18 protein-coding genes are annotated in these 24,248 nt (G+C 72.0%); 5 read left to right on the top strand and 13 right to left on the bottom strand.

Translation table 11 applies throughout. The features are described 5' to 3' along the window. Positions 1 to 2 precede the first annotated feature (2 nt). From OHS18_RS47895 to OHS18_RS47910, 4 genes are all read right to left on the bottom strand, one after another. Entirely contained in the window at positions 3 to 176 is a 174-nt protein-coding gene (locus OHS18_RS47895) for a hypothetical protein (protein ID WP_328457649.1), read from the bottom strand. A 69-nt stretch (positions 177 to 245) separates the two neighbouring features. Further along, positions 246 to 425 carry a hypothetical protein gene (locus OHS18_RS47900; RefSeq protein ID WP_328615318.1) on the bottom strand — a complete coding sequence of 60 codons (180 nt, stop codon included), beginning with the start codon at positions 423 to 425 and terminating at the stop codon, positions 246 to 248. Positions 426 to 468: 43 nt separating this feature from the next. Beyond that, a complete protein-coding gene (locus tag OHS18_RS47905) occupies positions 469 to 795 on the bottom strand; it encodes a hypothetical protein (RefSeq protein WP_328615319.1) in 327 nt (108 codons plus the stop codon). 48 nt (positions 796 to 843) lie between these two features. Continuing rightward, entirely contained in the window at positions 844 to 2,010 is a 1,167-nt protein-coding gene (locus tag OHS18_RS47910) for a hypothetical protein (protein WP_328457643.1), read from the bottom strand. A gap of 160 nt (positions 2,011 to 2,170) precedes the next feature. Here OHS18_RS47910 and OHS18_RS47915 point away from each other — a divergent pair, with 160 nt between their 5' ends. Further along, complete coding sequence (locus OHS18_RS47915) at positions 2,171 to 2,863, top strand: siderophore-interacting protein (RefSeq protein WP_328615320.1); 693 nt, start codon at positions 2,171 to 2,173, stop codon at positions 2,861 to 2,863. Positions 2,864 to 2,959: 96 nt separating this feature from the next. On the opposite strand, the gene OHS18_RS47920 is transcribed toward OHS18_RS47915, so the two are convergent. The 6 genes from OHS18_RS47920 to OHS18_RS47945 all read right to left on the bottom strand — a co-directional run bounded on the left by OHS18_RS47920 (position 2,960) and on the right by OHS18_RS47945 (position 7,756). After that, a complete protein-coding gene (locus tag OHS18_RS47920; protein ID WP_328615321.1) occupies positions 2,960 to 3,838 on the bottom strand; it encodes a CU044_5270 family protein in 879 nt (292 codons plus the stop codon). After that, positions 3,831 to 4,421: an RNA polymerase sigma factor gene (locus tag OHS18_RS47925; RefSeq protein WP_328615322.1), complete on the bottom strand. Its 591-nt coding sequence runs from the start codon at positions 4,419 to 4,421 to the stop codon at positions 3,831 to 3,833. Before OHS18_RS47925 ends, OHS18_RS47920 begins: the two co-directional genes overlap by 8 nt. 107 nt (positions 4,422 to 4,528) lie before the next feature. Continuing rightward, entirely contained in the window at positions 4,529 to 4,891 is a 363-nt protein-coding gene (locus OHS18_RS47930) for a nuclear transport factor 2 family protein (RefSeq protein ID WP_328457635.1), read from the bottom strand. Next, positions 4,888 to 5,343: a cupin domain-containing protein gene (locus OHS18_RS47935; RefSeq protein ID WP_328615323.1), complete on the bottom strand. Its 456-nt coding sequence runs from the start codon at positions 5,341 to 5,343 to the stop codon at positions 4,888 to 4,890. The genes OHS18_RS47930 and OHS18_RS47935 overlap by 4 nt, the downstream gene beginning before the upstream one ends. Positions 5,344 to 5,352: 9 nt before the next feature. Continuing rightward, positions 5,353 to 6,837, bottom strand: a complete 1,485-nt coding sequence (locus OHS18_RS47940) for a flavin-containing monooxygenase (protein WP_328615324.1) — start codon at positions 6,835 to 6,837, stop codon at positions 5,353 to 5,355. Between the two features lie 100 nt (positions 6,838 to 6,937). Beyond that, positions 6,938 to 7,756: an IclR family transcriptional regulator gene (locus OHS18_RS47945; protein WP_328615325.1), complete on the bottom strand. Its 819-nt coding sequence runs from the start codon at positions 7,754 to 7,756 to the stop codon at positions 6,938 to 6,940. A 41-nt stretch (positions 7,757 to 7,797) separates the two neighbouring features. Between OHS18_RS47945 and OHS18_RS47950 the strand changes: the two genes are divergently transcribed. Genes OHS18_RS47950 through OHS18_RS47965 form a run of 4 tightly spaced genes read left to right on the top strand, consistent with a single transcriptional unit; the run spans position 7,798 to position 10,963 of the window. After that, positions 7,798 to 8,583, top strand: coding sequence for an SDR family oxidoreductase (locus OHS18_RS47950; protein ID WP_328615326.1), 786 nt, complete (start codon positions 7,798 to 7,800; stop codon positions 8,581 to 8,583). Positions 8,584 to 8,610: 27 nt separating this feature from the next. Then, a complete protein-coding gene (locus OHS18_RS47955) occupies positions 8,611 to 9,105 on the top strand; it encodes a cupin domain-containing protein (RefSeq protein ID WP_328457625.1) in 495 nt (164 codons plus the stop codon). Then, positions 9,102 to 10,028 (top strand): alpha/beta fold hydrolase, encoded by a 927-nt coding sequence (locus OHS18_RS47960; protein ID WP_328615327.1) that lies wholly within the window; start codon positions 9,102 to 9,104, stop codon positions 10,026 to 10,028. The genes OHS18_RS47955 and OHS18_RS47960 overlap by 4 nt, the downstream gene beginning before the upstream one ends. Then, positions 10,028 to 10,963 carry a 2,3-dihydroxyphenylpropionate 1,2-dioxygenase gene (locus tag OHS18_RS47965; protein ID WP_328615328.1) on the top strand — a complete coding sequence of 312 codons (936 nt, stop codon included), beginning with the start codon at positions 10,028 to 10,030 and terminating at the stop codon, positions 10,961 to 10,963. Before OHS18_RS47960 ends, OHS18_RS47965 begins: the two co-directional genes overlap by 1 nt. 67 nt (positions 10,964 to 11,030) lie before the next feature. On the opposite strand, the gene OHS18_RS47970 is transcribed toward OHS18_RS47965, so the two are convergent. From OHS18_RS47970 to OHS18_RS47980, 3 genes are all read right to left on the bottom strand, one after another. Next, a complete protein-coding gene (locus tag OHS18_RS47970; protein WP_328615329.1) occupies positions 11,031 to 17,222 on the bottom strand; it encodes an RHS repeat-associated core domain-containing protein in 6,192 nt (2,063 codons plus the stop codon). 11 nt (positions 17,223 to 17,233) lie between these two features. After that, positions 17,234 to 21,286 carry a LamG-like jellyroll fold domain-containing protein gene (locus OHS18_RS47975; protein WP_328615330.1) on the bottom strand — a complete coding sequence of 1,351 codons (4,053 nt, stop codon included), beginning with the start codon at positions 21,284 to 21,286 and terminating at the stop codon, positions 17,234 to 17,236. 520 nt (positions 21,287 to 21,806) lie between these two features. Beyond that, positions 21,807 to 24,101, bottom strand: a complete 2,295-nt coding sequence (locus tag OHS18_RS47980; RefSeq protein ID WP_328615331.1) for a PQQ-dependent sugar dehydrogenase — start codon at positions 24,099 to 24,101, stop codon at positions 21,807 to 21,809. Between the last annotated feature and the right edge of the window lie 147 nt (positions 24,102 to 24,248).

Genomic DNA, 24,248 nt, shown 5'->3' on the forward strand with positions numbered 1-24,248 from the left:
CGTCAGTGCGGGGTGCTCGACGAGTTGTCGTACGTCCCGTTCGGCTTGGCGCGGTAGGTGTACTTCCCGGACTTGCGGCCGCGACGAGCTTTGCGGCCGAGCAGCACGAACGTCGTGAGCAGGAGCAAGATCAGCAGGCCTACACCCGAAACGCCGAGGATCAGTGCGGTTTCCACCCGATGAGCATAGGCGGGCCGGCCATCCCACCACCCCGGCACCGGCCGGTGCCGGGGTGGCGCCGGCGGTCAGCCGTCCAGGGCCAGGTGCAGGAACGCCAGCACCGCTCCCGGGCCGACCAGCAGGCAGAGCGCGAACCCGCCCAGCAGCGGTTCGTCGTTCCGGAGCATCTTCACGAGCAGGCCGAGCGCGGTCACGACCGTGGCGGCCAGCAGGACGAGCACGGCAAAGGGCACGACAAAGGGCACAACGCAGTCCTCACTGAAGGCGTGGTGAACAGGGAAATCCGGTTCACCGGGCGGGCGGGGCCCGAGGGGACTGCGCGGTGGGGAGGGAGACGGCCGATCGGGTGCCGGGCGCGTCCAGGACGCGGCCGGTCCGGTCCGGCGAGGACGCTTCGAGAGAAGGCGGGTGGACCGCCCACCAGGTGTGCGGCGCCGGCGCGGACAGGTGCGGCGCGGTCGCCGTGACCCGCAGGACGGCGTGCCGCTCGGACAGGGTGTCCGGAGTGGACGCCGACGGCCCGGCGGCGGTGACCGGCGCGTCCCAGGAGGTCGCGCCGGTCGCCGTGCCGAGGAGGATCAGCAGGACGACGAGCAGCTGCTTCAGCCTCGTCACCTGCACCTCCGCCGAGCGTGTCCGTTTCGCCCAGCTTACGTGCTCGGGTCAGGCGCCGTAGGTGGCCTGCGTGACGGCGAAGACGTTCCGGCTGCCGGCGCCTTCCTGCAGGCTCCACAGCAGGTCTGCGTTGGTGGAGTCCTCCCAGTACGAGAGGCTCTCGCCGCTGCCGACCCAGGTGTGCGTGGCCGAGCCGGTCGCCGCGGCCCAGTAGTAGAGCTTCTTGTCCCCGGACGAGTTGAACCACCAGCGCCCGTTGTGCGAGGCGACGCCGTTGAGCTTGTACCAGGGCAGCTGCAGCGCCTGGCTCGCGGTCGTCGTCGCGGCGAACGTCGTCGCGCCCGAGGCGAACGGGAAGCGGACCGCGCGCGGGGCACGGTTGGGGTAGTCGGTGCAGCCGGACGAGCAGGTGTACTCGGCCATCACGATCGACTTGCTCACCCGGTCCAGCGAGATCGACGACCAGGCGAGGTTGGTGCCGGAGGTGGTGTTCGCCGTGATCGTGCCGACCTGCGGCAGGACGTAGGCGTAGTTGTGCGCGTAGTAGGTGCTGCCGCTCTGGTGGCCGATCTGGTCGGCGGTGCCGCCGGTGTTCGTCTTGAGGATCTTGCGCATGTCGAACACGCGCATGCCGTGCCCGGTGTCGGCGACGTACAGGTAGTCGCCGTACCAGGAAACGCCGCCCGCGTGGATCGGGATGTCCTGGAAGTCCGGCGCCGACGCGGTTCCGGTGGGCTGCACCAGCAGGATCTTGCGGTACTTGTTGGGATAGGTGGCGTCCCAGTCGACGAGCGTGATCCGGCTGCGCTCCTGCGCGCCGGTGCACGAGGCCTTGGTGTACCAGCTGACGGCCACCAGCTGGTGGCCGTCGTAGTTGCCGCTGTCTGCCGTGCCGACCGCGTCGCGGCTGGTCGTGATGCCCTGCGGGTAGTTCGCGCAGTCGGAGTTGTCGGTGCTGTCGAACCGGAACCCGGTGGACAGGCCGGCGGGAGCGAACGACGACGGAAGCGCGACCCGGTCGTGGTTCGCGTTGTCCATCACGGTGTGGACGGCCGCGGTGCCCAGCGTCGAGACGAGCGCCGTGCCGACGGCGTCGAACTGGTGGTAATCGGCCGTGAGCGTGTACTGGCTCGCGGGCAGGGTGGCCGGCCCCGCCGCCGCGTCAGCGGGTGGCGCGACCAGCATTCCGGCGGCCAGCACCGCTCCGATGGGCATGATGAATCTACGACTACGTGGCATGGGACCCCCAGTCCGATCAACGGTCGGCGCTCACGCTAGGACTGTCGCCGTAGTGCCGCAATACCCGTTCGTTAAGCGGTACCCGAGCCTGTCCGGAGTTCGTGAGATGTCCATGGGGACGTCGAAAAGGAGCACGATGACCGCACTCGAACGCCTCGCCGATCTCGCCGGCGGCATGATGCTGGACACCGCCCGGGTCACCGGGGTGAGCCGGTTGCCGGCCGATTTCGTGCGCGTGGAGCTGGCGGCCGAGGCCTTCCGGAAGGCCACCTGGGTACCGGGCGCGAAGCTGCAGTTCCGGCCGCGGCGGGGCACGTTGGGCCTGCGCACGTACACCCCGATCAGCTGGGACGCCGAGCGCGGGGTGACCGAGCTGCTCGGCTTCACCCACGGCGACGGCCCGGCGGCGCGGTGGCTGCGGCAGGTCGCGGCGGGTGACACGTGCGAGGTGTTCGGGCCGCGCCGGTCGCTCGACCTGAGTGCCCCCCACGGTCCGGTGGTCTTCGTCGGGGACGAGTCCAGCGTGGCGCTCGCCTGCGCGCTGCGGACCGTCACCGACGACGTGACGCACGTCTTCGAGGCACGCGACCCGGCCGGGCTGACCGAAGTCCTGGCCGGTCTGGGCATCGACGCGCAGGTGGTCGGAAAGACCGCCGACCGCGCCGAATTGCTGAGCCGGGCCCGCACGGCCGGGCCCGGCCGCCTCGTGGTCACCGGCGACGCGGCGACGGTCCACGCGGTCCGGCGCGACAGCCGGACCTGGCCGCACGCGCCCGGGACGGTGACGGGCAAGGCCTACTGGGCCGAGGGCCGCGCCGGTCTCGACTGACCGACCGGCCCCCGAACGCCCCAAGGTGGCCTTCGGTGCGTCAGACGCACCGAAGGCCACCTTGGGCGCATGGGCCGGGAGCCGGAACTCTGTGGGTCAGGGGCGCTGCCCGGCCTGGTCGACGAAGGTCTTCGCCATCACCGCGGTGGTGTCCGTGCCCAGGAACCGGTGCGTGGTGGTGTCGAAGACGAGCACCTCCGGCTTCGCGTCCGGCGACGAGCCGGGGGAAACCGGCCAGGTGATGCCGACCCCGGGGCGTCCGGCGCCGTCGGTGACGTGGTCGACGGCCTGGAGGCCCGGCACCTTCGCCGCCGCCTCGAACAGCGCCGCGTAGGACGCGGGCGAGAGGGCCTGCTCGTAGGCCAGGTCGATCACGTCCTTGCCGATCGCGTTCGTGTCGCCCTTTTCACCGCTGTGGTGGGCTTCGAGGTAGGCGAGCATGGCGTCGCCCGTCGTCGGCAGGTCCGCCCGGTAGGCGGGGTAGGGCACGCAGTCCTCCAGGGTGCCCTCCTTCGTCGGGTCGTTCGCGCCGTAGACGGGCGCCTTGCCGTCCCGGCAGCCGGCGGACTTCGTGTCGCCGATCAAGCCGTCGCGGGTGCCGTCCACCGAGAGCCAGACCTCGCGTGTCTGGTGCTCCGGAAGCGCCGTCTTCACGTAGAGGAACTGGTCCGGGCGCGGCGCGGTGGCCGGTTCCGTGAGCGCCGCGCCGGCCGCTTCGGTCAGCACCTTCACCGGATCGGCGTTGGCGACGCCGGCGCCCACCCCGATCCGGTCGGCCGGGGCCAGGGTGACGACGGCGGTGATCGCCGCGGCCAGGCCGATCGTCGTGGCGCCGGCGGCCCAGAACCAGCGCCGGGAGCGGCGGGGGCCGGTCCGGGTCGCGGCCAGGAAGCGGGCCCGGGCCGCGGCGAGGTCGTCCGCCGTCGCGAAGCCGACGGTCTCCGCGCGCTCGCGGATCAGCTCGAGCTCATCCATGGTCCGAGGTCTCCTTCACGAAGTCGTCCGCGCCGAGTTCGGCGCGGAGGTGGGCGCGGGCGCGGTTGAGCCGCGACTTCACGGTCCCGACGGGGATGGCCAGGGCTTCGGCGACCTCCTGGTAGCCCAGCCCTTCGGCGGCGACGAGCAGCAGGACGTCCCGTTCACGGGGGCGCAGCGCGGCCAGCGCCCGGTCGAGCTCCGTGGCCCGGGCCTGCGCGGTCACCCGGTCGGCGACCCGTTGGGCGTGGCCGTCTTCCGCGGCGGGCGGCCCGAGGGCCATCCGGAGTTTCAGCTCGCGCACTTCCGTCCGCCGGTGCCGCGAAACGAGGTTCGTCGCGATGCCGTAGAGCCAGGGCCGGGCGTCCGGCCGGGACGGGTCGAACTTCGCCCGCTTGTCGAACGCGATGAGGAACGTGTCCGAGAGCGCGTCGTCCGCGGCCGTCGGACCCAGGCGCCGGGCCAGGTAGCGGTGGATGTGCCGGGCGTGGCGGTCGAAGATGACCGCGAACAGGCCCGGCTCGTCCCGCGACCGCGCGATCACGCTCGCGTCGTCGTCGGCTTCACTGCTCTCGGGGGTCATCGCCTGCCTCTCGCTCCGGCCAGTGTCATCTGCTGTTCTCCGCTCCCGGGAACGGGTTCCGGGATCGGGAGCGGAAGTGACCCAGATCACTGCCGGGCGAGGGAGGCTCAGGTGAACGCCGGTGAGATGTCCATGTGGACGCGGTAGTCGACGATCAGCGGGCCGTCCAGCCAGATGACCGTGACGCACGGCAGGGCGACCGGCTTGCCCGCCGGCGACTCCGTTTCGATCGTGAAGCGGCAGAACAGCTGATCGCCGGCCACGGCCACCTGGTCCACGGTGTGCCGGACCCAGGGCAGCGCGCCCGCGGCGCCGGCCGTGGCCGCGATGATCGCGTCGCGGCCGGCCAGCGTTTCGTCGTTGCCGAAGGTGTACGTCGCGTCGTCGGCGAACCACGAGCCGAACGCCTCGGCGTCACCCGCGTCGACCGCCGCGCACATCGCGCGGACCATCTCCTCGTGGCCGGTCATTTCCGCAGCGAAAGGCCGTAGCGGGTCATCACCTGCGCCACCAGCTTCATGTCGCGCCCGGGCGGCAACTCGCTCAGCTCCCTGTAGTAGTTCTCCAGTCCCGGCGGAGAGACCACCGCGACGATCCGGGTCTCTTCGTCGAACGGGTTGCGGAACACGTGCGGCACCCCGCGCGGCATCAGCAGCGAGTCGCCCTGGCCGAGGACGTGCCGCTCGCCGTCCAGTTCGACCTCGACCTGCCCCTGGACGCAGGTGAACAGCTCGTCCTCGCGGCTGTGGACGTGGGTCGGCGGCCCGCCGAGGCCCGGCGGCACGACGTACTCGAACAGCGAGTACGCGCCGTTCGTGTCGGCGCCGGTGAGCCGGGCGTGGATGCCCAGCCCGATCGCGCCGAGGTTCGTGCCGTCACCCGGGTGGATGACGTGGTGGCCGGTCTTCGGTGCGGTGTCCATGAACTCCTCCTAGAGAGCCGCGGGTTCGGGGGTGGTCTTCGCGAGCCGCGCTAGCAGCTCGGGTGTCAGTTTCCGGTACGCCGCCGGGGAAACCGGGTTCAGCCAGTGCGTCGCCCGGGTGAAGCGGGGGATCTGCAGGCCGAGGTCGCCGAGCACCTCGTCGACGTTGTGGATGGAGAACGGGATGATCTTCGTGCCGCGGCAGTGGTGCGCCCCGGTCGCGACGTCGAGGAACGCCAGCTGCCCGACGACGTCCGCGTGCCGCGTCTCGACGTCCGGCAGCGCGAGCGCGCCGGCCAGGTCGGCGGCGATCCACAGCGCCGCCATTTCGGCGTTGAGCGGGCTGAAGAACGACGAGTTGTAGCCGTTGAAGTACAGCCCCGGCGCGCGCAGCGGCTGGATCTGGCGGTACAGCAGGAAGTTCCCGCGTTCGTCGAACAGCTGCTTCCGCACGGTCTCGTCCAGGAACGGCACGCCCTGGGTGAAGCCGGTCGCGCAGACGACCAGGTCGGCGGGCAGCACCGTGCCGTCGGCCAATTCGGCGCCCGGCCGGTCGCCGCCGTAGAGCCGGGTGATCACCTGGTCGCGGCGGACGCGGATCGAGCCGTCGGCCACGCCTTCGAAGAAGCCTTCGGTGGCCAGGCCGATCGCGCCCTTGACGATGTCCTCCATCTTCCCCGGCGGCAGCAGATCGTGCTGCCGCAACCGGAACTGCCGCACCGACACCGAGCCGACGGAGTTCAGCATCGACGCGCGCAGCCGGTTTCCCGGGCCGTGCAGGAACTTCTCGAACCCGCGCAGCCACCGGTAGCGGAACAGCGCCTCGCCCATCCGGGTCAGCAGCAGCATCTTGAAGTTGAGGAACCCGGCGATCTTGCGCGGCACCTTCCACAGCAGCTGCCGGGCGATGACGTCGGTCGTCTCGGCGACGTCGCTGATCGCCACGGTCACGTCGCAGGCCGACTTCCCGTAGCCGACGACCAGTGCGTGCTTCCCGCGTGCCTCTTCGACGTCGGTGAACTCGCTGCCGGCCAGCACCCGGCCACCGGCGGCCTCGAACTCCGCGCGCCCCGGGAAGTCCGGGACCGCCGGTTCGCAGAACACGCCGTTGGCGACGACGACCCGGTCGAACGTCTCCGGGACGCCGGAGGTCGTGGTCACCACCCAGCGGGCGCCGTCGGGGACGACGGACTCCACTGTGGTCCCGAGCCGCAGGTGCGGGGTGACGTCGTAGACGTCGGCGTAGGCCGCGAGGTACTGCTGGATCTGGGCACCGCCGGGCCATTCCGGGAAGTCCTTCGGCATCGGGAAGTCCGAGAACGAGTACTGGGCCTTGGGGCTCTGCGTGGTGAGGCCGGGGTAGCGGCGGGTCCGGCTCCACACCCCGCCGACGTCGGGGGTCTTGTCGAAGACCGCGACGTCGTGGCCCGCCTGCAGCAGCACCTTGGCCGTGGTGAGCCCGGCGAGCCCGGCCCCGATGATCGCGACGTGCATGCCTGGTTCTCCTCCTCCGGCGCCGGTGCCGGGCAGCTCCGGCGCGGCGTGGGCCACAGCGTGGAACAGGTCGGCGCGGCGAGCCAACCGGGAGTCCTGGTCACTGGGACGGCAGCTCGGGCTGGGGCCGCGGCACCGCCCATCGGCGGGCCGCGTACGCCCGGCTGGCCGCCGCGGCCGCCATCCGGACGGCGGGCCCGATCCGGTCCGGCAGCACAGCGGCGCTCGGCCCGGTGACCGACAGCGCGGCCGTGACGTTCCCGGTGAAGTCGAAGATCGGCGCCGCCACGCAGCTGATCCCGGCGTTGCCCTCCTCCCGGTCGTAGGCCCAGCCCTGCTCGTGCACGGTGGCCAGCTCTCGCGCCAGCGCCTCGGGGCTGGTGATCGTGCGGGGCGTGCGCCGGGTGAGCCCGGCCGCCACCACCGCATCGACGGTCGCCGCGTCCGACCAGGCCAGGATGGCCCGGCCCAGGCCGGAGCAGTGCGCCGGGATCAGACCGCCCACCAGGGAAAGCATCGGCAGCGGCCGGTGCCCGGTGATCTTCTCGACGACCAGCACGTCGACGCCGTCGAGCACGCCGAGCTGCACCGTGGTCCGGGCCGCCGCGTACAGGTCCTGCAGGTACGGCAGCACCGCCTCGCGCAGCTCGTGGCGCACCGGGACCAGGCCGGCCAGCTCGAACAGCCGGGTGCCGATCCGGTACTTGTCCCCGGGCTTGTCGAGCCAGCCCAGCTCGATCATCCGGGCCGCCGTGCGGTGCACGGTCGAGCGCGGCAGCCCCGAACGCTCGACCAGCCGGGCCAGCGGCAGCTCGCGGTGGGTCGCGTCGAAGGCGTCCAGGATGGCGGCCGCGCGTTCGAGCGCGCCCGACGCCGACCCGTCGTCAGCCGATCGGGAGTCCCGGGCAGTGGGACTCATCCTTGGCCGGTCTCGCTCATGGACCGAATGTAGGACACATCATGGAGACCAACCAGCACCCCAGTCCCCGGGTCGCGTTCGTCGGCGGTGGTGCCGGCGGGATCGGCGCCGCCGTCGCGGCCGCGTTGCTCGCCACCGGGCACCGGGTCGTGCTCGCCGGCCGGACCGAAGAGACCCTGGCCGAGACGGCGGCGGCGCTCGGCGAGGGCGTCGGCTACCGCGTCTGCGACCTGGCCGTGCCCGCCGCCGCGGCCGAGGCCGTGACGCGGGTGCGTGAGCAGTACGGCTCGCTCGACGTCGTCGTGGCCAACACCGGCGGCCCGGCGCCCGGCGGCGTCTTCGACGTCCCCGCCGAGCAGTGGCACCACGACCTGGACCTGCTGCTCCTCGGCCCCCTCGCGCTGATGCGGGCCGCGCTGCCCGCGATGGCCGAACGTGGGTTCGGCCGGGTCGTCGTCACGACGTCGACGGCGGTCCGGCAGCCGCAGCCCGCGCTCGCCGCGTCGACGGTCCTGCGCTCGGCGACGACGTCCGCGGTGAAACTCGCGGCCCGCGAACACGCCGACCGGGGTGTCACGGTCAACTGCGTCGCGATCGGCGCGACCCTCACGCCGCGCCGCCTGGCGGTGGTGCGCGGCCGGGCCGACGCCGCGGGCATCGACGTCGCCACCGCGATGGCCCAGGACCTCGCCGACATCCCGGCCGGGCGGGCCGCCGCGCCCGGCGAGATCGCCGCCGCGGTGGCGTTCCTGGCGTCGGCGGAAGCGGGGTACGTCAACGGCACGGTGCTGACGGTCGACGGCGGCCGCACGGAATGCCCGGCCTGAGTGGTCGTCAGCAAGGGGAGGAGACCCATGTCCACGTCCGGACCCGAGTTCGCGATGAGCGACTTCCTTGCGAGCATCGCCCACGTCGTGCGCCCCGGCGGGCAGCGCCCGCTGGTCGTGCACGACGAGGACCTCGTCGAGATCCCGCCGGGCGCGGTGCCGAACCCGACGTCGCTGCGCGTCGCCGGCACCCTGCCGACCACGACGTTCGAGCTGTTCCGGCAGGTCATCCCGGCCGGCGAGAGCTCGGACATGCAACGCCACCACCACGAGACCGTGCACTTCGTGCTCGCCGGTGACGGCCACAGCGAGATCGAGGACGAGGTCGTCAGCTGGACGACGGGCTCGTTCGTCTACACCCCGCCGTGGACCTGGCACCGGCACCACAACGACTCGGCCGAGCACCCGGTCGAGTTCCTGACCATCGAGAACTCGAGGCTGCTCGGCCTGTTCGGCCTGGGCCGCCGGGAGAGCGCGGGCCCGGCCACCATGGAAGAAGCCCGGAAGGCGGAGGACAAGTGACCACAGTGGACGAAACCCGCGTCGAACCGTCCGGGCCGCCGATCCCCGAGCACGCCGGCATCTGGGGCGAGCTGGGCGAACTCGAACACACCCTGCGCTACGTCGACGTCCCGCTGGACGGCGGGGTCGTGCGGACGCGGGTGCTGCAGGCCGGGACCGGGCCGGAACTCGTGCTGCTGCACGGGACCGGCGGGCACCTGGAGGCGTACGCGCGGGACCTGGCCGGGCTCGCTCGTGACTTCCACGTCACGGTCTACGACATGGTCGGCCACGGCTGGTCGGACCTGCCGGACCGGCCGTACACGATCGACGTCCTCGCCGCGCACCTCGTGTCCCTTTTGGACGTCCTGGGCATCGACCGGGCGCACCTGTCCGGCGAGTCGCTCGGCGGCTGGGTTGTCGCCTGGGTCGCGGCGCACCACCCGGACCGGGTAAACCGGCTCGTGCTGAACACCCCGGGCAACATCGCCAACAAGCCCGAGGTGATGGCGCGGATGCGCGACAGCACGATGGCGGCGGTGCGCGACCCGAGCGACGCCACCGTCCGCCGGCGCGTCGAATTCCTGTTCCACCACAAGGAGATGGTCACCGACGAGCTGGTGAACCTGCGCCGCCGGATCTACTCCCGGCCCGGGTTCGTCCGCGCGATCACCAACACGCTCGTGCTGCAGGACCCGCAGGTGCGCAAGGACTTCGCGTGGGACCCGGCGTGGGTGTCGAAGGTGACCGCGCCGACGTTGCTGCTGTGGACGAGCCACGACCCGACGAGCGGGCTCGACGAGGCCGACCTGCTGCTCGGCTGGCTGCCCGACGCGCTGCTGCACGTCATCGACGACGCCGGTCACTGGCCGCAGTGGGAGAAGGTCGGCGAGTTCCTCGACGTCCACCGCACCTGGCTGCTGACCGGGCAGGAGCCGTCCTGATGGCCGAGATCGCGGGCTTCGCCGGGATGTCCCACAGTCCTTTCGCGACACTGCTGCCACCGTCGCGGGTGGACGGTCCGGGCGGCCGCTTCCTCGGTGACGCCGAGCGCGTCCGCCGCGCGGTCGAGGACCTCGCCCCGGACGCGATCGTCGTGATCGGCCCGGACCACTTCCACGGCAACTTCTACGACGTGATGCCGCCGTTCGTGCTGGGCGTCGAGCAGGCGGCGGGCTTCGGCGACTACGGCAGCACGGAAGGTCCGCTGCCGGTGGCGTCGTCGCTGGCCTGGCCGCTGCACGCCGGCCTGACCGCGGCGGGGTTCGACATCTCGCTGTCGTACTCGCTGACGGTCGACCACGGCATCGTGCAGAGCTACGAGATGATCACCGGCGGGACGTCGCTGCCGATGGTGCCGCTGGTCGTCAACACGGCCGCGCCGCCGCTGCCGTCCTTGCGCCGCTGCGTCTCCCTGGGCCACGCACTCGGAGCGGCCTTGCGGTCGGCGGACTTCCCGGGCCGGGTCCTGATCGCGGCGAGCGGCGGCCTGTCGCACTGGCTGCCGTCGAACGACCCGCGCGACCCGGCGGTGGCGGGGGAGCGCCGTGAGTCGCTGATCCACGGGCGAGCAGACGTCCACGCCTTCGCGGCGGCCCGCGAACCGCGAGTCCGCGCAATGGGCGGGGATCCCGGGGCGCGGGTGAACGCGGAGTGGGACCGGTGGTTCCTGTCGCGCCTGTCCTCAGGCGACGCGGACGCGGTGGCGGCACTGGGCCACGAGGCACTGGAGGACACCGCGGGAACGGGCGGCCACGAGGTCCGCTGCTGGCTGATCGGCCAGGTGGCGGCGGGGCTGCCGCTGGTGTGGACGAGCTACGAGCCGGTCCCGGAGTGGATCACGGGCATGGGCATCGGCACCACCTTCCCGATCACCTGAGGGGCCTCGGCACGAAGAAGGCCTCCCGCGCGACCGGCGCGCGGGAGGCCTTCTCGGTACCGGTTTCCTACCTGGTCACCCAGGACTTCTCGATGTTCAGGCTGGCACCCGCCTCCCACCCTCCGCGGAAGAAGCCCCTCAGGTCGGAGAGATTCGAAAGGTGGGTCAGATCACCTCCGAGGGACACGCCGCCTTCCACGTGGGGATGAGCTTCTCCGGCGAAGTGGGCTCCGACGCCCGCGCTCGCTCCGATCGGGCCGTAGGCCGCGTCGCCGTCCAGGGACCAGCCCCAGCCGGCGACGTCGTCGAGGGTCTTCGCGTGCATCACGTAGACCTTCGACTGGAGGTTCGAGACGCCCGAGCCATAACCACCGCCGACCTTGACGACGTGCAGCACAGCACCCGGATCCGCCTCGGACGTGCATTCCTGCCAGCCACCCGCGACGTAGGCGGCGCGACCGGTGAGTGCTTCGCAGGTCATCACCAACCCGCCGTGATCCTCCTTGTTCGCCAGCTCGAACTGGCGGGCGCGCTCGGTTTCCGCGGCGGCCGCGACCGCCCTGATCTCCTCACGCTGCTTCGCGCATTCGCCCTTGAGCAGCGAGGTGAAACTCCCGTCGCAGGCCGGTGCCTTCGACGCGATCACCCCGCGGCACCAGGTCGCGATCGAGCCGACACCCGTGAGGTCGGTGCCGCCCTGGCACGCCCTCGGCAACGCCATGCCCGCGGGGATGTCGAAGACGCTCTTCCCGCCACCGACCGGGTCGTTGGTGGCCGGGTTCTTGCCGCTGATCCCGCCGTAGGCGCCGTGCCCGTTGGGACACTCGCCGTCCGGGCAGCTCTGCACGATCAGGCCGGTCGGGTCCGACTTGGTGGCCGGGTTGTTGTCCGCGTACGCGTAGGCGTTGAACTGCTGCGGGCTCCCCAGCGTCAGGATCGGGTCCACGGAAAGGAACTTGCCGGTCTTCGTGTCGTAGTCACGGGCCCCGAGGTGGGTCAGTCCCGTCGCCGGGTCCGGCGAGCCACCGGCGAAGCCGCGGTTTCCGGTCCACCCCGCCGGCTGCGCCGGACGCGGCTGGCCGAACGGGTCGAGCAGCCTCCTGGTCACCTGGAACGACGTCGCGCCGACCGACACCGTGTCGCTGCCCGAGCGGTCCTGGAACATCCAGGACACCCCGGAGAGCTGGCCGGTCCGGCGGGTCGCGACCGTGCTGTCCCCGGCGGAGTAGGACCGGGTGCCGGTGACGGCCTTGGTCGCCGCGTCGTAGCGGAGTTCACTGCCGTCCGGCAGGGTGAGCGTGGTGCCCGAGGCGTCCCGCGTGATCAGCCGGTTCCCGTCCGCGTCGTAGGTGTAGGTCGTGACCGCCGAGCCCGCGGCCGCCGAGACGACCCGGTCCTCCGCGTCCCACGCGAGGGTCTGGGTGCCCCCGGCGGGCGCGGGCCTGCCGGTGGTGCCGCCGGTGGCCGTGTAGCCGTAGGTGTCGACCTTCGCCGGCGCCGGGCCGGTGGTGGTCACCGTCTTCGGCGCGTGCGGCTGCGGCGCGCCGGGCGCCGGGTACTCGGACTTGCGGACGACGTCCGCCGCGCCGCCGAGGCCGTGCGAGGTGTCCGACTTGCGGTTGCCGATCTGGTCGTAGCCGAATGTCGACCAGTAGGCGCTCGGGCCGCCGGTCGCGCTGCCCGGCGCGCCGGCGCAGTTCGCGGTCGACGTCCAGGCGTCGGTGATCCGGCCGAGGTAGTCGTTGCCGAAGCACTGCCGGTCCTCGGCGGCACCGGGAACCTTGGTGGACAACGACTTCACCGTGCCGGCGGCCTCGTAGGCGTACCCGACGTCCGACTGGAGATCGGTCGTCTTCGCGTGCTCGACGACCGTCCTGGCCAGCCGGTGCGACGCGAGTTCGTACCCGCGCCGCTCCCAGGTCTCGGCGCCCGTGGTGCCGAGGCGGACCATCTCCTTCTCCCCGAACGGGGTGTAGCGGGTGTAGCCGACGTAGGTGTCCGCCCCGGCCATGGTGCTGGGCATGCCGTAGTCGTCGTAGCCGTAACGGACGGTTTCCTCGGCCAGGTTGGTCCCGAGCCGCGGCAGCGTTTCGCTGCGCTTGGTGCCGTCCACGTTGTACACGGCGGTCGTCTTGTACGTGCCCGCGAGCCCGGTTTCGGACGCCGGCACGGTCAGCGTCGTGGCCGTCGGCCGGTAGCCGGCGTCGTAGGCGGTGACCTCCGCCTTGACGGCGTTGCCGCCCACGTACCGCGTCGACGACGCGATCTGCCCCTTGACCACCTTGCCGCCGGCCTCGGGCACCGTGTCGTAGGTCCACTGGGCCAGCAGCGGCCCGTCGGCCGAGTCCGCGTGGGTCTCGGTCCGGCGGCCCAGCAGGTCGTACTTGTAGGCGACGGTCTGCTGCCGGGCGTCCTTCTTGCCGGTCAGCTGCCCGGCGGCGTCGTAGGTCATGGTCGACTCGCCCTTGTCGGGGTCCTTGGCCGAGGTCGTCCGGCCGCGGGCGTCGTAGCCGTAGCTCCAGACGTTGCCCGCGGCGTCGGTCACCGATTCCGGTTGTCCCGCCTTGGTGTAGCTGTACTTCGTGGTGTCGGCGGCACCGGTCGGGGTCGCCGCGAGGTGCTGGCCGAGCTGGGTCGTGCGGCCGCGCGCGTCGATCCTGGCGGTCGTCGCCGTGCCGCCCTTCGGCGGGGTCTGCGCGATGCTGTCCCCGCGGTATTCGGTCGTGCTGCGCCACTGTTCGACGCCCGCGCTGCGCAGCACCGAGGCGGTCGCCCGCCCGGCACCGTCGTACTCGGTGACGGTCTGGGACGGCACGTCGGCGTCACCCGCCGACGAGGCGAACAGGTCCGTGCCCGCCGAACCGGTGGCCAGGTAGCCGCTGTTGGCCTTCACCTCGAGACCGCGTGAGTCGTAGATCTTGTCGGCGACGATCCTGGCGGTCTGACCGGGCATCATCCACGCGGCGGACTGGGTCTGGCGCTCCCGGCCGAGCCCGTCGTAGAGGGTGTACGCGGTCGTGTAGTTCTCGTTGGCCTTCAACGTCCTCGTGGCGACGGAGCTGATCGCGTCGGTGCGGACGGTGTAGTCGTAGAGGACGTTGCCGGATTCGCCCGCGTCCTTCGACCGGCCGGGCTGCCACAGTTCGGTGACCCGCCCGAGCGCGTCGTAGGCGATGTCGGTGTGCCTGCCGTTGACGTCGAGCGTCTGCGTGGGCTTGCCGAGCTGCCGGTCGAGGACCGTGGTGGTGACGTTCCCGGCCGGATCGGTCAGGGTCGACTTGGCCGGCGGTCCGGTGGCCGGTTCGTAGCCCACCTTCGTCACCCGATCGAGCGCGTCCGTGGTCGTCACCGCCCGGCCGTAGCCGTCGAAACCCGCCTGGGCGTCGACCTCGAACTTCGCGGTACCGCCGGGATAACTCCCGGCCACCTTGGTCACCGTGGCCTTGCCCAGCGTCGGCGGAGCGCCGAGGTCGCCGCCGTCGTAGTAGGTGCGGGTGTCGGAGATCGCGTCGCGCGGGAAGACCGCGGTGGTGCCGCACGCGGCCCCGACGACCTTGTCCTCGCTCGGCAGCGTGAGCAGCAGCTTGTCGTCGTCACGCGCGTAGGTGATCGTCCGGCACTGGTCGTCCGCGGCGTCGTCGACGTCGCCCTTGTCGTCGGTGGCGGTGAGGATGCCCTCGTCGGTGTAGGAGCTGGCCGACTCGGTCCGCCGGACGCCGCCGGCGGCCAGCACGGTGCGGCCGCGCACGGTTTCCGGCTTGACGAGGTAGGCGGCGCGAGCGCCTTGCTTCGCGGTCTCCTTGCGTAGCGGGTCGGTGATGGTGCCGCCGACCTGTGTGGTCGTGTCGCCGTTGAAGGTGCTCTCCTCGCGGACGAAGCCCGCGAGCCCGTCGGCGTCGTCGACCACGCCGCCCTGCGAATCCTTGACCACGCCGGGCTTCTCGCCGCCGCCGGCGTCGAGCTTGTCGCCCTTCATGCCGCGGAAGTAGCGCAGTTCCTTCTTGGTCACCTTGACGCCGGGATCGGCGGCCGGGTCACCGTGGCGCTCGACGACGCGGCCGTAACCGCGCCACTCCGACCAGGTCTGCCGTTCGGCCGGGACCAGCGGGTTGTCGGTGAAGTGCCAGGCCGCGCCGTCCAGGTACTCGTAGCCGGTCACGTCCGCGAGGCCGCCACCGACCCGGTCGAGCTGCACGATCCGGCCCACCGCGTACTTCTGGAACCAGTCGTCCTTCGGCTGCCCCTGCTGGAACGCCCAGCGGACGGGGAAGCAGCGCTGCTGGTTCGTCTCCGGCTTCGGCAGCGTCGAGGGGGTGCAGTCCACCGGCGCCCAGTCGACCTGGACCGCGCCGCCGATCTCGTTGCGCACCCCGCCGATCCGGAACTTGTTCATCGGCGGCAGGCCGTCCGCCGCGCTGTTGACCCGGTTGGCCGCCAGTGAACCGTTGAACACGACCGGCGGCTCGGCGACACTGCCGCCGACCAGGCCGGTGTGCGTGATGTTCTTGAACCAGAGCGACGGGGAAGTGTTGTCGCCGGGGTCCGGGTAGGTCTGGTAGAGCGTCCACGAGTCCACCGGCTTGTCCAGCAGCTTGGTGGTCACCTTCGCCAGCCGCTTCGAGGAGAAGAAGGCGGGCGCCAGCTTCTCGCAGGTGGCGGCGTCGCACTGCTGGTCCCACGGAGTGTCCACATAGGACTCCTTGGTGTGCTGGGCACAGTCCTTGCCCTCGACGCAGCGGTCCGCGGTCTCGAACTCGACCACGGCCGGTGCCGCGCCGCCCACCTTCTCGTTGGTGCCGTACTCGATGCGGCGCAGCGTGCCGGCGCGGGTGTACTCCGCCTTGCGCTGGCCCAGGTTGATCCCGTAGGCGTTGCGCTCCTGGTCGTAGAAGTACTTGATCGTGTTCCCGTGCCGGTCGACGACGTAGTCCAGGTTCCAGGACCACGCCTGGTCGCAGGACGAACCGGCGTAGTCGCCGGCGTGGCAGGGTTCGCCGGCGTCGTTGCCGAACACCGGGACCGTCCAGGTGGACTTCGTCTCGGTCTTGGACCCGAAGTAGTACTGCGTGCCGTCGACGGTGGTGACGCGCCAGAAATTGCCGTCCCGGTCGCCGTTGTCGGCGCCGGACAGGTACTCGACGCGGGTGCCGTCGTCGTTCTTCGGCCGCCAGATCTTCTCGTTGTCGTCGAAGATCAGCTCGCCGCTGTGCCCGGCGAACGCCATGGTGGCGTAGTTGCCGGCCCAGCACGTGTCGCCGGTCTTGGGCTGGACGCCGTCGTCGGCGCACGCCTTGAACTGCCAGGAGATGGCCCCGGCGCCCAGGTTCCAGCCCTCACCGATCCAGGAGGCCTGGTTGTTCGTCGACACGACGCGGCCGTCGACACCACCGGAGCTGTAGGACATCGCGAGGTCGGGCACGAGCCCGCCGGGCACCTGCGGCACCGTCAGCGGGTACTGCCAGGTGAAGGTCCCGCTCTGGGTGCCGACACCCCAGGAGGCCGCCGGGGCCAGCGGGGTGGCCGAATAGTCGCCGGTCGGGCCGGAGGCGGTCGCGGCCAGCGCGAACACCGCGCCGTCCGGTTCCGCCGCCACCGGGGCGGACGCGCGGCCCGCCTTGACGTCGTTGTGCGTCTCGAGCGGCTTCTGGGTGCGGCACTCCGCGCGGGCGGGGGTGGTGGCCGCGCAGGCCGGCAGCGCGACGACCTTCAGCCGGGACGCCCAGTCCCCGCCGAACGCCGAGCGGAACCCGGAGTAGTCCAGCTCCGCGGTGACCGGTGCGGCCTGGCGCACGCCGTCGGCCCGGCTGAGCCGGACCAGCATCCCCGGCGTGCCCACCGCGGCGGCGGCTTTCTGGTCGAGCACCTCGACCCGGACCTTCGGCTGCGGCGCGGCGGCCTTCGCCGAGTCCGTTGTGGACGAGCTCAGCCGCACCGGCAGGGTCCCGGCCGGCGCCGCCTGCTTGGCCTGCGTCTGCGCGGCCGGGAAGGCGACTTCGGCGGTGCCCGCCGCGGGCCACGCCACCTTCGGGGCCGCACGCAGCGCGCGCTCCGCGTCCGGTTCCGGCGCCAACGCCTTGGTCGCGACGGGCTTGCCGGTCACGGGCTTGAAGGTGGTCAACGGCGCCGGGTCACCGGGCGGGCGCGTCGCCGCGCCCGCGGCCGGGGGCACCGCGACGGCCAACGACCACGTCAGCACCGTCGCGGTGGTCAGCGCGACCACCGACCGCCACTTGTTCGGATCTCTTCGGGTTCTTGTCATGTCTCCCCAGTTCACGGGCTCACCACATAACCGAGCACGTCCACGACGACCTGCCCGTCGCAATCGGACGTCAACGCGTCGAAACGTTCTCCCGAGCCCTGCTGCGCGCAGCGGGTCAACGGCAGGCTCTGCATTCCGGACGGCGGGGCGGACCAGATCCAGCCCAGCTGCCCGGTGACCGTCTTCCCTTCGCAGGAAGGCGAAAGGGACGTGAAGCTGTCGCCGTTCTCGACGCAGGACAGCAACGGCACGGTGCCCGGCACGGCCTGCAGCGACACCGCCCACAACGGACCCTCGCGGAGGTAGGGCACCGGCACGGTGGTGGTGCTGGTCCGCCGGTCGATCCCGCGTTCGATCTTGACGTAGCGGGTCAGCTGCGCGTAGCTCAGCACGTATCCGAGCTGCTTCTCGACGGTGAGTCCCTCACACCCCGGGTCCGGCGAATCGAACCGCTCGTTCGCCGTCCCGCCGGTGCCGCACCGGTAGAGCATCCGGCCGGCCTTGTCCGTCGGCGCCGTCGGATAGACCGCCCCGAGAACACCCAGTTTCGTCCCGGTTTCGCACGCCGGGTCGAGGGACGTCAGCTCGTCGGTCCCGAGCCGGCAGGCGTACAGCGGCTGGGTGCCGGGCGTGCCCACCGGGGCCAGCCAGCCGAGCTGCTGTTCCAGCGCGTACGCCCGCGGCGGCGGCCCGGTGGCCGTGAAGTGCTCGGAGCGGTGGCTGACGTAGCGCGTCAGCGAGCCCGACCACCGGCGATCGGTCACCGGGTTGAGGTACTCGTCCCGGACCTCGGCGTCGGTCCGCACCCCGGTGTAGAGGTGCGCCTCGTCCACGATCCCCTTGAAGGGAGTGGTGATCAGGGCCTTCGCCTTGGCCTGGCCGATGCGCAGCGGGCCCGCCGCGTTCGCCTTGATCCCGCCGGGCACCGCGGTCCGTCCGGTCAATGCGCCGTTGACGTACAACCGGATCTCGGGCACCGAGGCGTCGTACACCCCGGTCAGGTGCACCCAGCGCTGCACGAGCGGCGGGGCGGAGTCGGCCGCGGTGAACACGGTCGCGGTGTCGGCACCGGACTGCGGCATCGAGAAGACCCACTTCTTCGCCGCGGCCTGGTACATCAGGCTGAAGCCGCTGTTGCGGTCGCCGTCCTGGCTCAGCGCCACGCGGGACGTCGTGGTGTCGTCCACGTTCACCCAGGCGGTGGCCGTGAAGCTGCTGTCCGTGCGCACCGCGGGCCCGTCCGCGACCACGGAACCCGTGCCGTCCGTGCGGACGGCGTTCGCGCCGACCTTCCCCGGCACCCAGCTCACCCCCGGTTGCAGGGTCGCGGTCCGGTAGCCGCCGGACGCGTCGGTGGTCGTGGTGCCGGTGCCCTCGTCCAGCCGCCAGGCCGCTTCCTCGACCGCCGGCTGGGTGGCCAGGAGGTCGATTTCGGTGGCCTCGGCGACCTTCACGTCCGGCAGCGCGCGGTTGTAGACCTTGACCTCGTCCACGGCGCCGACCCACGGATCACCGGCGGCGCCGTCCCGCTGCCCGCGGCCGATCTGGACGGCTCCGACGGCCGCCCGCGGCGTGGTGAAGGTGTTCGTCCCGGCCGCCGCGCCGTTGACGTACAGGTCCATCCGGTTGTCGGTCGAGCTGTAGACGCCGGTCAGGTGGGTCCACACACCTAGCTGCGGCGCACCGGTGGCCGCTGCGGTGCGTGACACGGCGGTGCCGTTGTCGTCGGAGGCCATGGTGAAGGCCCAGGAGTTGGCCGCCCCGCCGGTGTACCCCAGCGAGAACCGCGAGAACCGGGTGCCGTCCTGGCTGACCGCCGTCCGCGTCTTGCCGTCGTTGCCGTCGAGCCGGACCCACGCGCTCACCGAGAAGCTCGCGATGGTGTTGACGCTCGGGCCGCCCGCGGTGGTGACCGAAGACCCGGCGGAGCCGTCGAACCGGAGCGCGTCGCCGACCCGTCCGGGCGTCCAGACCGCCTTCGCGGGCGGGAACGTGCCGTCGTGGCCCGCGTTCCGGCTGTCGGGCACGGTGGTCGTCAGGTGCCGGCCGTCCAGGGGCCAGTAGTCGTCCGGGGGAGTGGGCACGGCGACGCGGAAATCGTAGTTCTTGGTGTTGGCTTCGCTGCCGCGGTTGCCCGCCCGGTCCACACTGGTCACGTGCAGCGTGTACGGATCACGCGTCGGTGGCGTGACGAACGCACTCGCCTTGCCGTTCACGGCTTTGACGGTCTTCTCCGACTGGCCGTCGAGGCGGTACTTGAACTCCGCGACGTCGGCGACCCCGTTGGCGTCGAAGGTGAATTCGGCCGTCTGGCCCGGTGCGCCGCCTTCCCCGCGTTCCGGGTAGACCAGGGAGTTCACGATCGGTGGCTTGCCGGGCGCGGACAGGTCGACGGTGATGTCGCACCACGGCGAATAGTCGCCGTCGAAGCCGTGCTCGTCGCTGCCGCGGACCCGCCAGGCGATCTTCGAGCCGTCCTTGAAGGCGCCGTCCGGAATGCGCAGCCGGAACTCCGTCCCCGACTCCTGCCGTTCGGTGTCCTGGGCGCCGACCTGCGCGCCGGCGCGGTTGGCCCAGACGAACTCGGCGCTGAGGTGGTCGTCGTCGGGGTCGGTGAGCGTCGCCTTGAGGGTCGGGGTGGCAGTGGTGACGTACGGCTCGTCCGGCTCGCCGTCACAGCCGCCCTTCGGGTCCGAGGCGAGCCCCTCCGGCGGTTCCGGGCGGTTGTTGTAGGTCACGATCAGGTTCGGGTTCGGGTCGAACTTCTTCCACGACGCGTTCCCGTTCGCGTTCGCCGACTCGTCGCCGGAGACCAGGCCGAACGTCGCGGTCTGCAGGCCGCGCCCGGTCGCGTCCGCGACCTCGTCGCCGACGCCGAAACCGACCCAGTCCGCGCCGCAGTTCGGGTAGCCGTGCGCCGCGTCGACCGAGCCGGCCAGCGCGTTCCAGCGCGGCTGGTTGTTCCAGCTCAGCCCGGGCCCGGTCGGTTCGGTGTAGTAGAGGTCGACGCGCTTGGCCGTGCAGGAGGGCGCCCACACCTCGAAGAAGTTGACCTCCGCGTCGAGGATCTGGCTCCCGTGCAGGTCGCCGACGTCGAACTGGAAGTACGACCGGACCCGGACCGTCGGCGACTCCCACGACGAGTAGCCGACCTTGGCGAAGCCGTCGCCGTCACCGCCCCAGTAGGTGTTGCCGCGGTAGTCGGCGGGCACGTCGTAGGCGAGGCCCCAGCCGCTCTGCCCGGCGCCCCAGCTGGGGTCGATCTCGACCGGGAAGCGGGTCGCCGGATCGGTGAGCAGCTTCCGGTCCGGCACCAGCACGAGCTGCTTCGCCGACACCTCGACCGGGAACGCGGCCCGCTGCCGCGGCCGTCCGTCGGCCGCCCGCGCACCGGCGTCCCACATCTCGGCGGGCGGGGCCTGGAACACCACGGTGCCCGCCGGGTCGGTCGCTCTCAGCACGCCGCCGCCGGCCGTCTCGACCGAAAGGCCCCGCGTCTCGAGCCCGAACGGGATTCTCGTGAGCCGGCCGGCCGCCGCGGCGGTCTTGACCACGAGGACGTGCGAGAAGCCGGCGGCCGTCGCGGTGACCCGCAGGTCCACTCCGGACAGCACGTCGGCGTAGGTCGCCGAATCCCCGGACAGCGCGGGCGCGGGCAGCGGAGCGGGCCAGCGCAGCGCGAGTTCCTTGCCGTCCTTGACGAACCTGACCAGGGGCGCGTCGCCACCGCCGGAGAACGTGACCCGGTTCGCGGCGGCCACCGGGGCCACCGTCCCGTCCGCACCGCGCCGCAGGGTCCGGTCCACCGGTACCCAGCCCGCGCCGCGGCGCACCCGGACCGGCGTCACGCGCTGCTCGCGGGTGAAACTGCCGTCCGGGTTGGCGAACGTCTGCGAGGTCTCGGTGGTCTTCGCCGCCACCTCCACCCGCTCGCCGGTCGCCTTCGCGATCGTCTTCGCGGCCACGGCGGAACCGTCGCCCGGTGGTCCCGCGAGCGGGCCGGCGTGGTGGGCGGCAGGGGTGGCCGCGACCACCCCGGCCGCGATCGCCAGCACGGCGACCATGAGCGGAATACGACGTCGTGCAACGAGCACGGTGGCTCCAAAGGTGTGCGGAGTTCCGCACCCGGAACGCCCGGCGCCGAGCGGCGCGAGCGGGTTCGGGTGAGGGTGATGTGTGCCCGGTCCGATCCCCAGTCGGTGCGGCCCCGGTGTGGCACCGGCGCGGCGACCGGGCTCCCAGTCCGGTCCGCAGGCACGGCACTGGGAAGTATCGGATCCTCCGTGCGGCGGGCACCACCCCTTTCGGCGATCGCCGAAAGGGTTGATCAGCGCCGGGATCGGTGGTGTGGTGCGGAACGGAGGTGATCAGGGGGTCGCACGTCCAGCCTCATCCGGCGGACCTGCCCGGCGAGAGACACTCGGCACTGGCAGTCCGTAGTGGACAGTACCGGTCCGTGGACGATCGCCTACGTCACAGCGGAGCGGTGCGCCTGCGCCGCACACCCCGCGGCGACGCGTTCGTCGACCCGCTGAACCGATCGACCACCCGCGTCGCCGGCGGAGTGCTACCGCGCCGGATCACTCAGCACGGTTGGAGCAGCCAGCAGAGCCGGTAGTTCGCCTTGTACGTCGTATTCGTCGCCGGGGCCACCACGTTCTGCGCCCGCGCCCCGCCGTGCGCCCAGCTCGAGAAGGCGTACTTCAGGTTCAGCGGCGGGACGTTCTGCGGGCTGTCCGCACTGATCGAGTTCGTCGACCCGGCGATCACCGTGCGGGAGAACGGCGTCCGCTGCTGAGTACCGCCCACCGTGAGCAGGACCTGGTTCGGGCTCGACGTGAAGTTCAGCGTCACCGTCTTCGGCTGCAGCTCGACCGTCTTCGACGCCGATCGGCCCGTCGAGTCCGTCGCCGTCAAGGTCAGCTGCAGGTACGACGGGTACTCGTGGTCCGGTGCCACGAACGAACCCGACGCCACGCCCGTGAAGTCCTGGACGTTGTGCGTGTGGCACGTGCCGTTGGCCGCGCAGTGGCGGACCGCCAGCCGCCAGGACAGCGCCGCCGGCGGGAGGGTGCCGTCCTGGGCGTCGACCGCCCGGCCGGCGAACGGGATCGTCTGGCCGACCGACCAGGTCAGCGACGAAACCGGCGTGTCGATCACCGGGACCGGGTCCAGGCCCGCGGCAGTGCCGACCGTCACCCGGACCGTCGTGGTCGCCGACGCGCCGTGCGAGTCCGTCACGCGCAAGCCCGCGTCGACCGCCGCCGCGGTCGTGTACGTCCACGCCGGGCGCGGGCCCGTCGAGTCGTCGTACGCGCCGTCCGCGTCGAGGTCCCAGGCGTAGGTCAGGACATCCCCGGCGTCGGGATCGGTGGAACCCGTGCCGTCGAACTGCACCGCGAGCGGCGCCGGGCCACTCGACGGCGTCGCCGTGGCGGCCGCGACCGGCGGGCGGTTGGTGCCCGCCGGGTGGCTGACGCGGTGCAGCTCACCGCTGCCGAGAGCGACGTAGAACAGGTCGCCGCCCGGGCCGCTCAGGACCTGGACCGGCGCGTTGACCCCCGTCACGAACGGCACCAGCTTGGTGGGGCTCGGCTGGCCCGCAATCGTTTGCATCGCCCAGATGCAGCCCCGCGACGAGTCCGCGAAGAACAGCGCGCCCGCGTACTCGGCCGGGTAGTTGCTGCCGGACTCGAAGGCGATCCCGCTGATCGACGAGCCGCCGGTCGGGCACGGGTCGCTCGCGACGACCTTCGCGTTGTGGTTGTAGGCGTAGAACGGCGCGATCTGCCCGCCCGCGGAGTACAGCGACTCGCACCGGTCGAGGTTCGCACCGTCGTAGCCGGCCTGCCTGGCCGCGCCTTCGAAGCAGGGCCAGCCGAAGTTCTCCGCGACGGCGTCCCCGGCGTTCGGGACGCGGTTGATCTCCTCCCAGGTGTTCCAGCCGACGTCGCCGGCCCACAGCTCGCCGGTGCCCGGCCGGAAGCCGAAGCGGAACTGGTTGCGCGCGCCGTAGGCGATCACGCGACGCGCGTTGGCGTCGGCGCTGCTCGCGAACGGGTTGCCGGGCGCGCCCTCGCCGGTGTCGGGGTTCAGGCGCAGCAGGGTTCCGTTGAGCAGCACCGGTTGCCCGGCCGCGCGGCGCGGGGACTGCGACCGCAGCGCGCCACCCTCGGCCGACGGCGGCGCGAGGTTCGTCCCGGCGGGTGACGGCGGGTCGGCGCAGGGGTTGCCGACCTGGCCGTAGTCGGCAAAGTTGAAGCTCGCGCCGTCACCGCCGCCCGCGTACAGGGCGCCGTCCGGGCCGAAGGCCAGGGAGCCGATCGAGTGGCTGGGGAACTGCTGGCACCAGCCGGTGACCAGCGGCTTCTCGCTGACGGCGGTGCCGGCCGGGCCCATCGTCAGCTGGGAGACGCGGCCGGTGACGACACAGCCCTGGTCGGTCGCGCCCGGCGGCGTCGGGCACGTGTCGCCCCAGCGAGGCGCCGTGCCGCCGGGCAGGGCGTCGAGCGTGTAGGAGACGTAGACGTACGGCCGCGCGGGGAACGCCGGGTCGACGGCGAGCCCGAGCAGGCCGCGGTCCCAGAAGTCCTGGGTCTGCGTCCGCAGGTCGGCGAACACCGCCGGGGTGCTGTCGGACAGCGAGTCGAAGACCTTGACCAGGCCGCTCTTCTCGGCGACGAACACCTTCCCGTCGGGGGCGAACGCCGCGGCGGTCGGCGAGCTGAGCCCGCCGATCGCCACGGTGTCGGTGAAGCCGGTGGGGACCGCCGCCGCGGCGGGCACGGCGGTGGCGAGCGCGACCGTCAGGGGCACGATCACTCCCGCCGCCACCGCTCGGCTGGCTTTGCGCGGGAACAGCGGGCGTCGAAAACCCATCACACGAACTCCTTGCGCCGGGGACCGGAACGAGCGTGATCGCTGTCCCGTATGCCGCGAGAAGTCCGAAAGGTGTTACATCAAGGGAGAAAATGCACTCTGATCGCGCAAACCCCTTGGGGGATAATCACCGACCGGATGCCGCCG

It is taken from the genome of Amycolatopsis sp. NBC_00355, from assembly GCF_036104975.1.
Classification (GTDB): Bacteria; Actinomycetota; Actinomycetes; order Mycobacteriales; family Pseudonocardiaceae; genus Amycolatopsis.

What these genes read in the sequence shown, in the direction of transcription:
- OHS18_RS47910 (WP_328457643.1), bottom strand. Translation starts at nt 2,010, where the DNA reads ATGCCCATCGGAGCGGTGCTGGCCGCCGGAATGCTGGTCGCGCCACCC.
- OHS18_RS47915 (WP_328615320.1), top strand. Translation starts at nt 2,171, where the DNA reads ATGACCGCACTCGAACGCCTCGCCGATCTCGCCGGCGGCATGATGCTG.
- OHS18_RS47920 (WP_328615321.1), bottom strand. Translation starts at nt 3,838, where the DNA reads ATGGATGAGCTCGAGCTGATCCGCGAGCGCGCGGAGACCGTCGGCTTC.
- OHS18_RS47925 (WP_328615322.1), bottom strand. Translation starts at nt 4,421, where the DNA reads ATGACCCCCGAGAGCAGTGAAGCCGACGACGACGCGAGCGTGATCGCG.
- OHS18_RS47930 (WP_328457635.1), bottom strand. Translation starts at nt 4,891, where the DNA reads ATGACCGGCCACGAGGAGATGGTCCGCGCGATGTGCGCGGCGGTCGAC.
- OHS18_RS47935 (WP_328615323.1), bottom strand. Translation starts at nt 5,343, where the DNA reads ATGGACACCGCACCGAAGACCGGCCACCACGTCATCCACCCGGGTGAC.
- OHS18_RS47940 (WP_328615324.1), bottom strand. Translation starts at nt 6,837, where the DNA reads ATGCACGTCGCGATCATCGGGGCCGGGCTCGCCGGGCTCACCACGGCC.
- OHS18_RS47945 (WP_328615325.1), bottom strand. Translation starts at nt 7,756, where the DNA reads ATGAGTCCCACTGCCCGGGACTCCCGATCGGCTGACGACGGGTCGGCG.
- OHS18_RS47950 (WP_328615326.1), top strand. Translation starts at nt 7,798, where the DNA reads ATGGAGACCAACCAGCACCCCAGTCCCCGGGTCGCGTTCGTCGGCGGT.
- OHS18_RS47955 (WP_328457625.1), top strand. Translation starts at nt 8,611, where the DNA reads ATGTCCACGTCCGGACCCGAGTTCGCGATGAGCGACTTCCTTGCGAGC.
- OHS18_RS47965 (WP_328615328.1), top strand. Translation starts at nt 10,028, where the DNA reads ATGGCCGAGATCGCGGGCTTCGCCGGGATGTCCCACAGTCCTTTCGCG.
- OHS18_RS47970 (WP_328615329.1), bottom strand. Translation starts at nt 17,222, where the DNA reads ATGACAAGAACCCGAAGAGATCCGAACAAGTGGCGGTCGGTGGTCGCG.
- OHS18_RS47975 (WP_328615330.1), bottom strand. Translation starts at nt 21,286, where the DNA reads ATGGTCGCCGTGCTGGCGATCGCGGCCGGGGTGGTCGCGGCCACCCCT.
- OHS18_RS47980 (WP_328615331.1), bottom strand. Translation starts at nt 24,101, where the DNA reads ATGGGTTTTCGACGCCCGCTGTTCCCGCGCAAAGCCAGCCGAGCGGTG.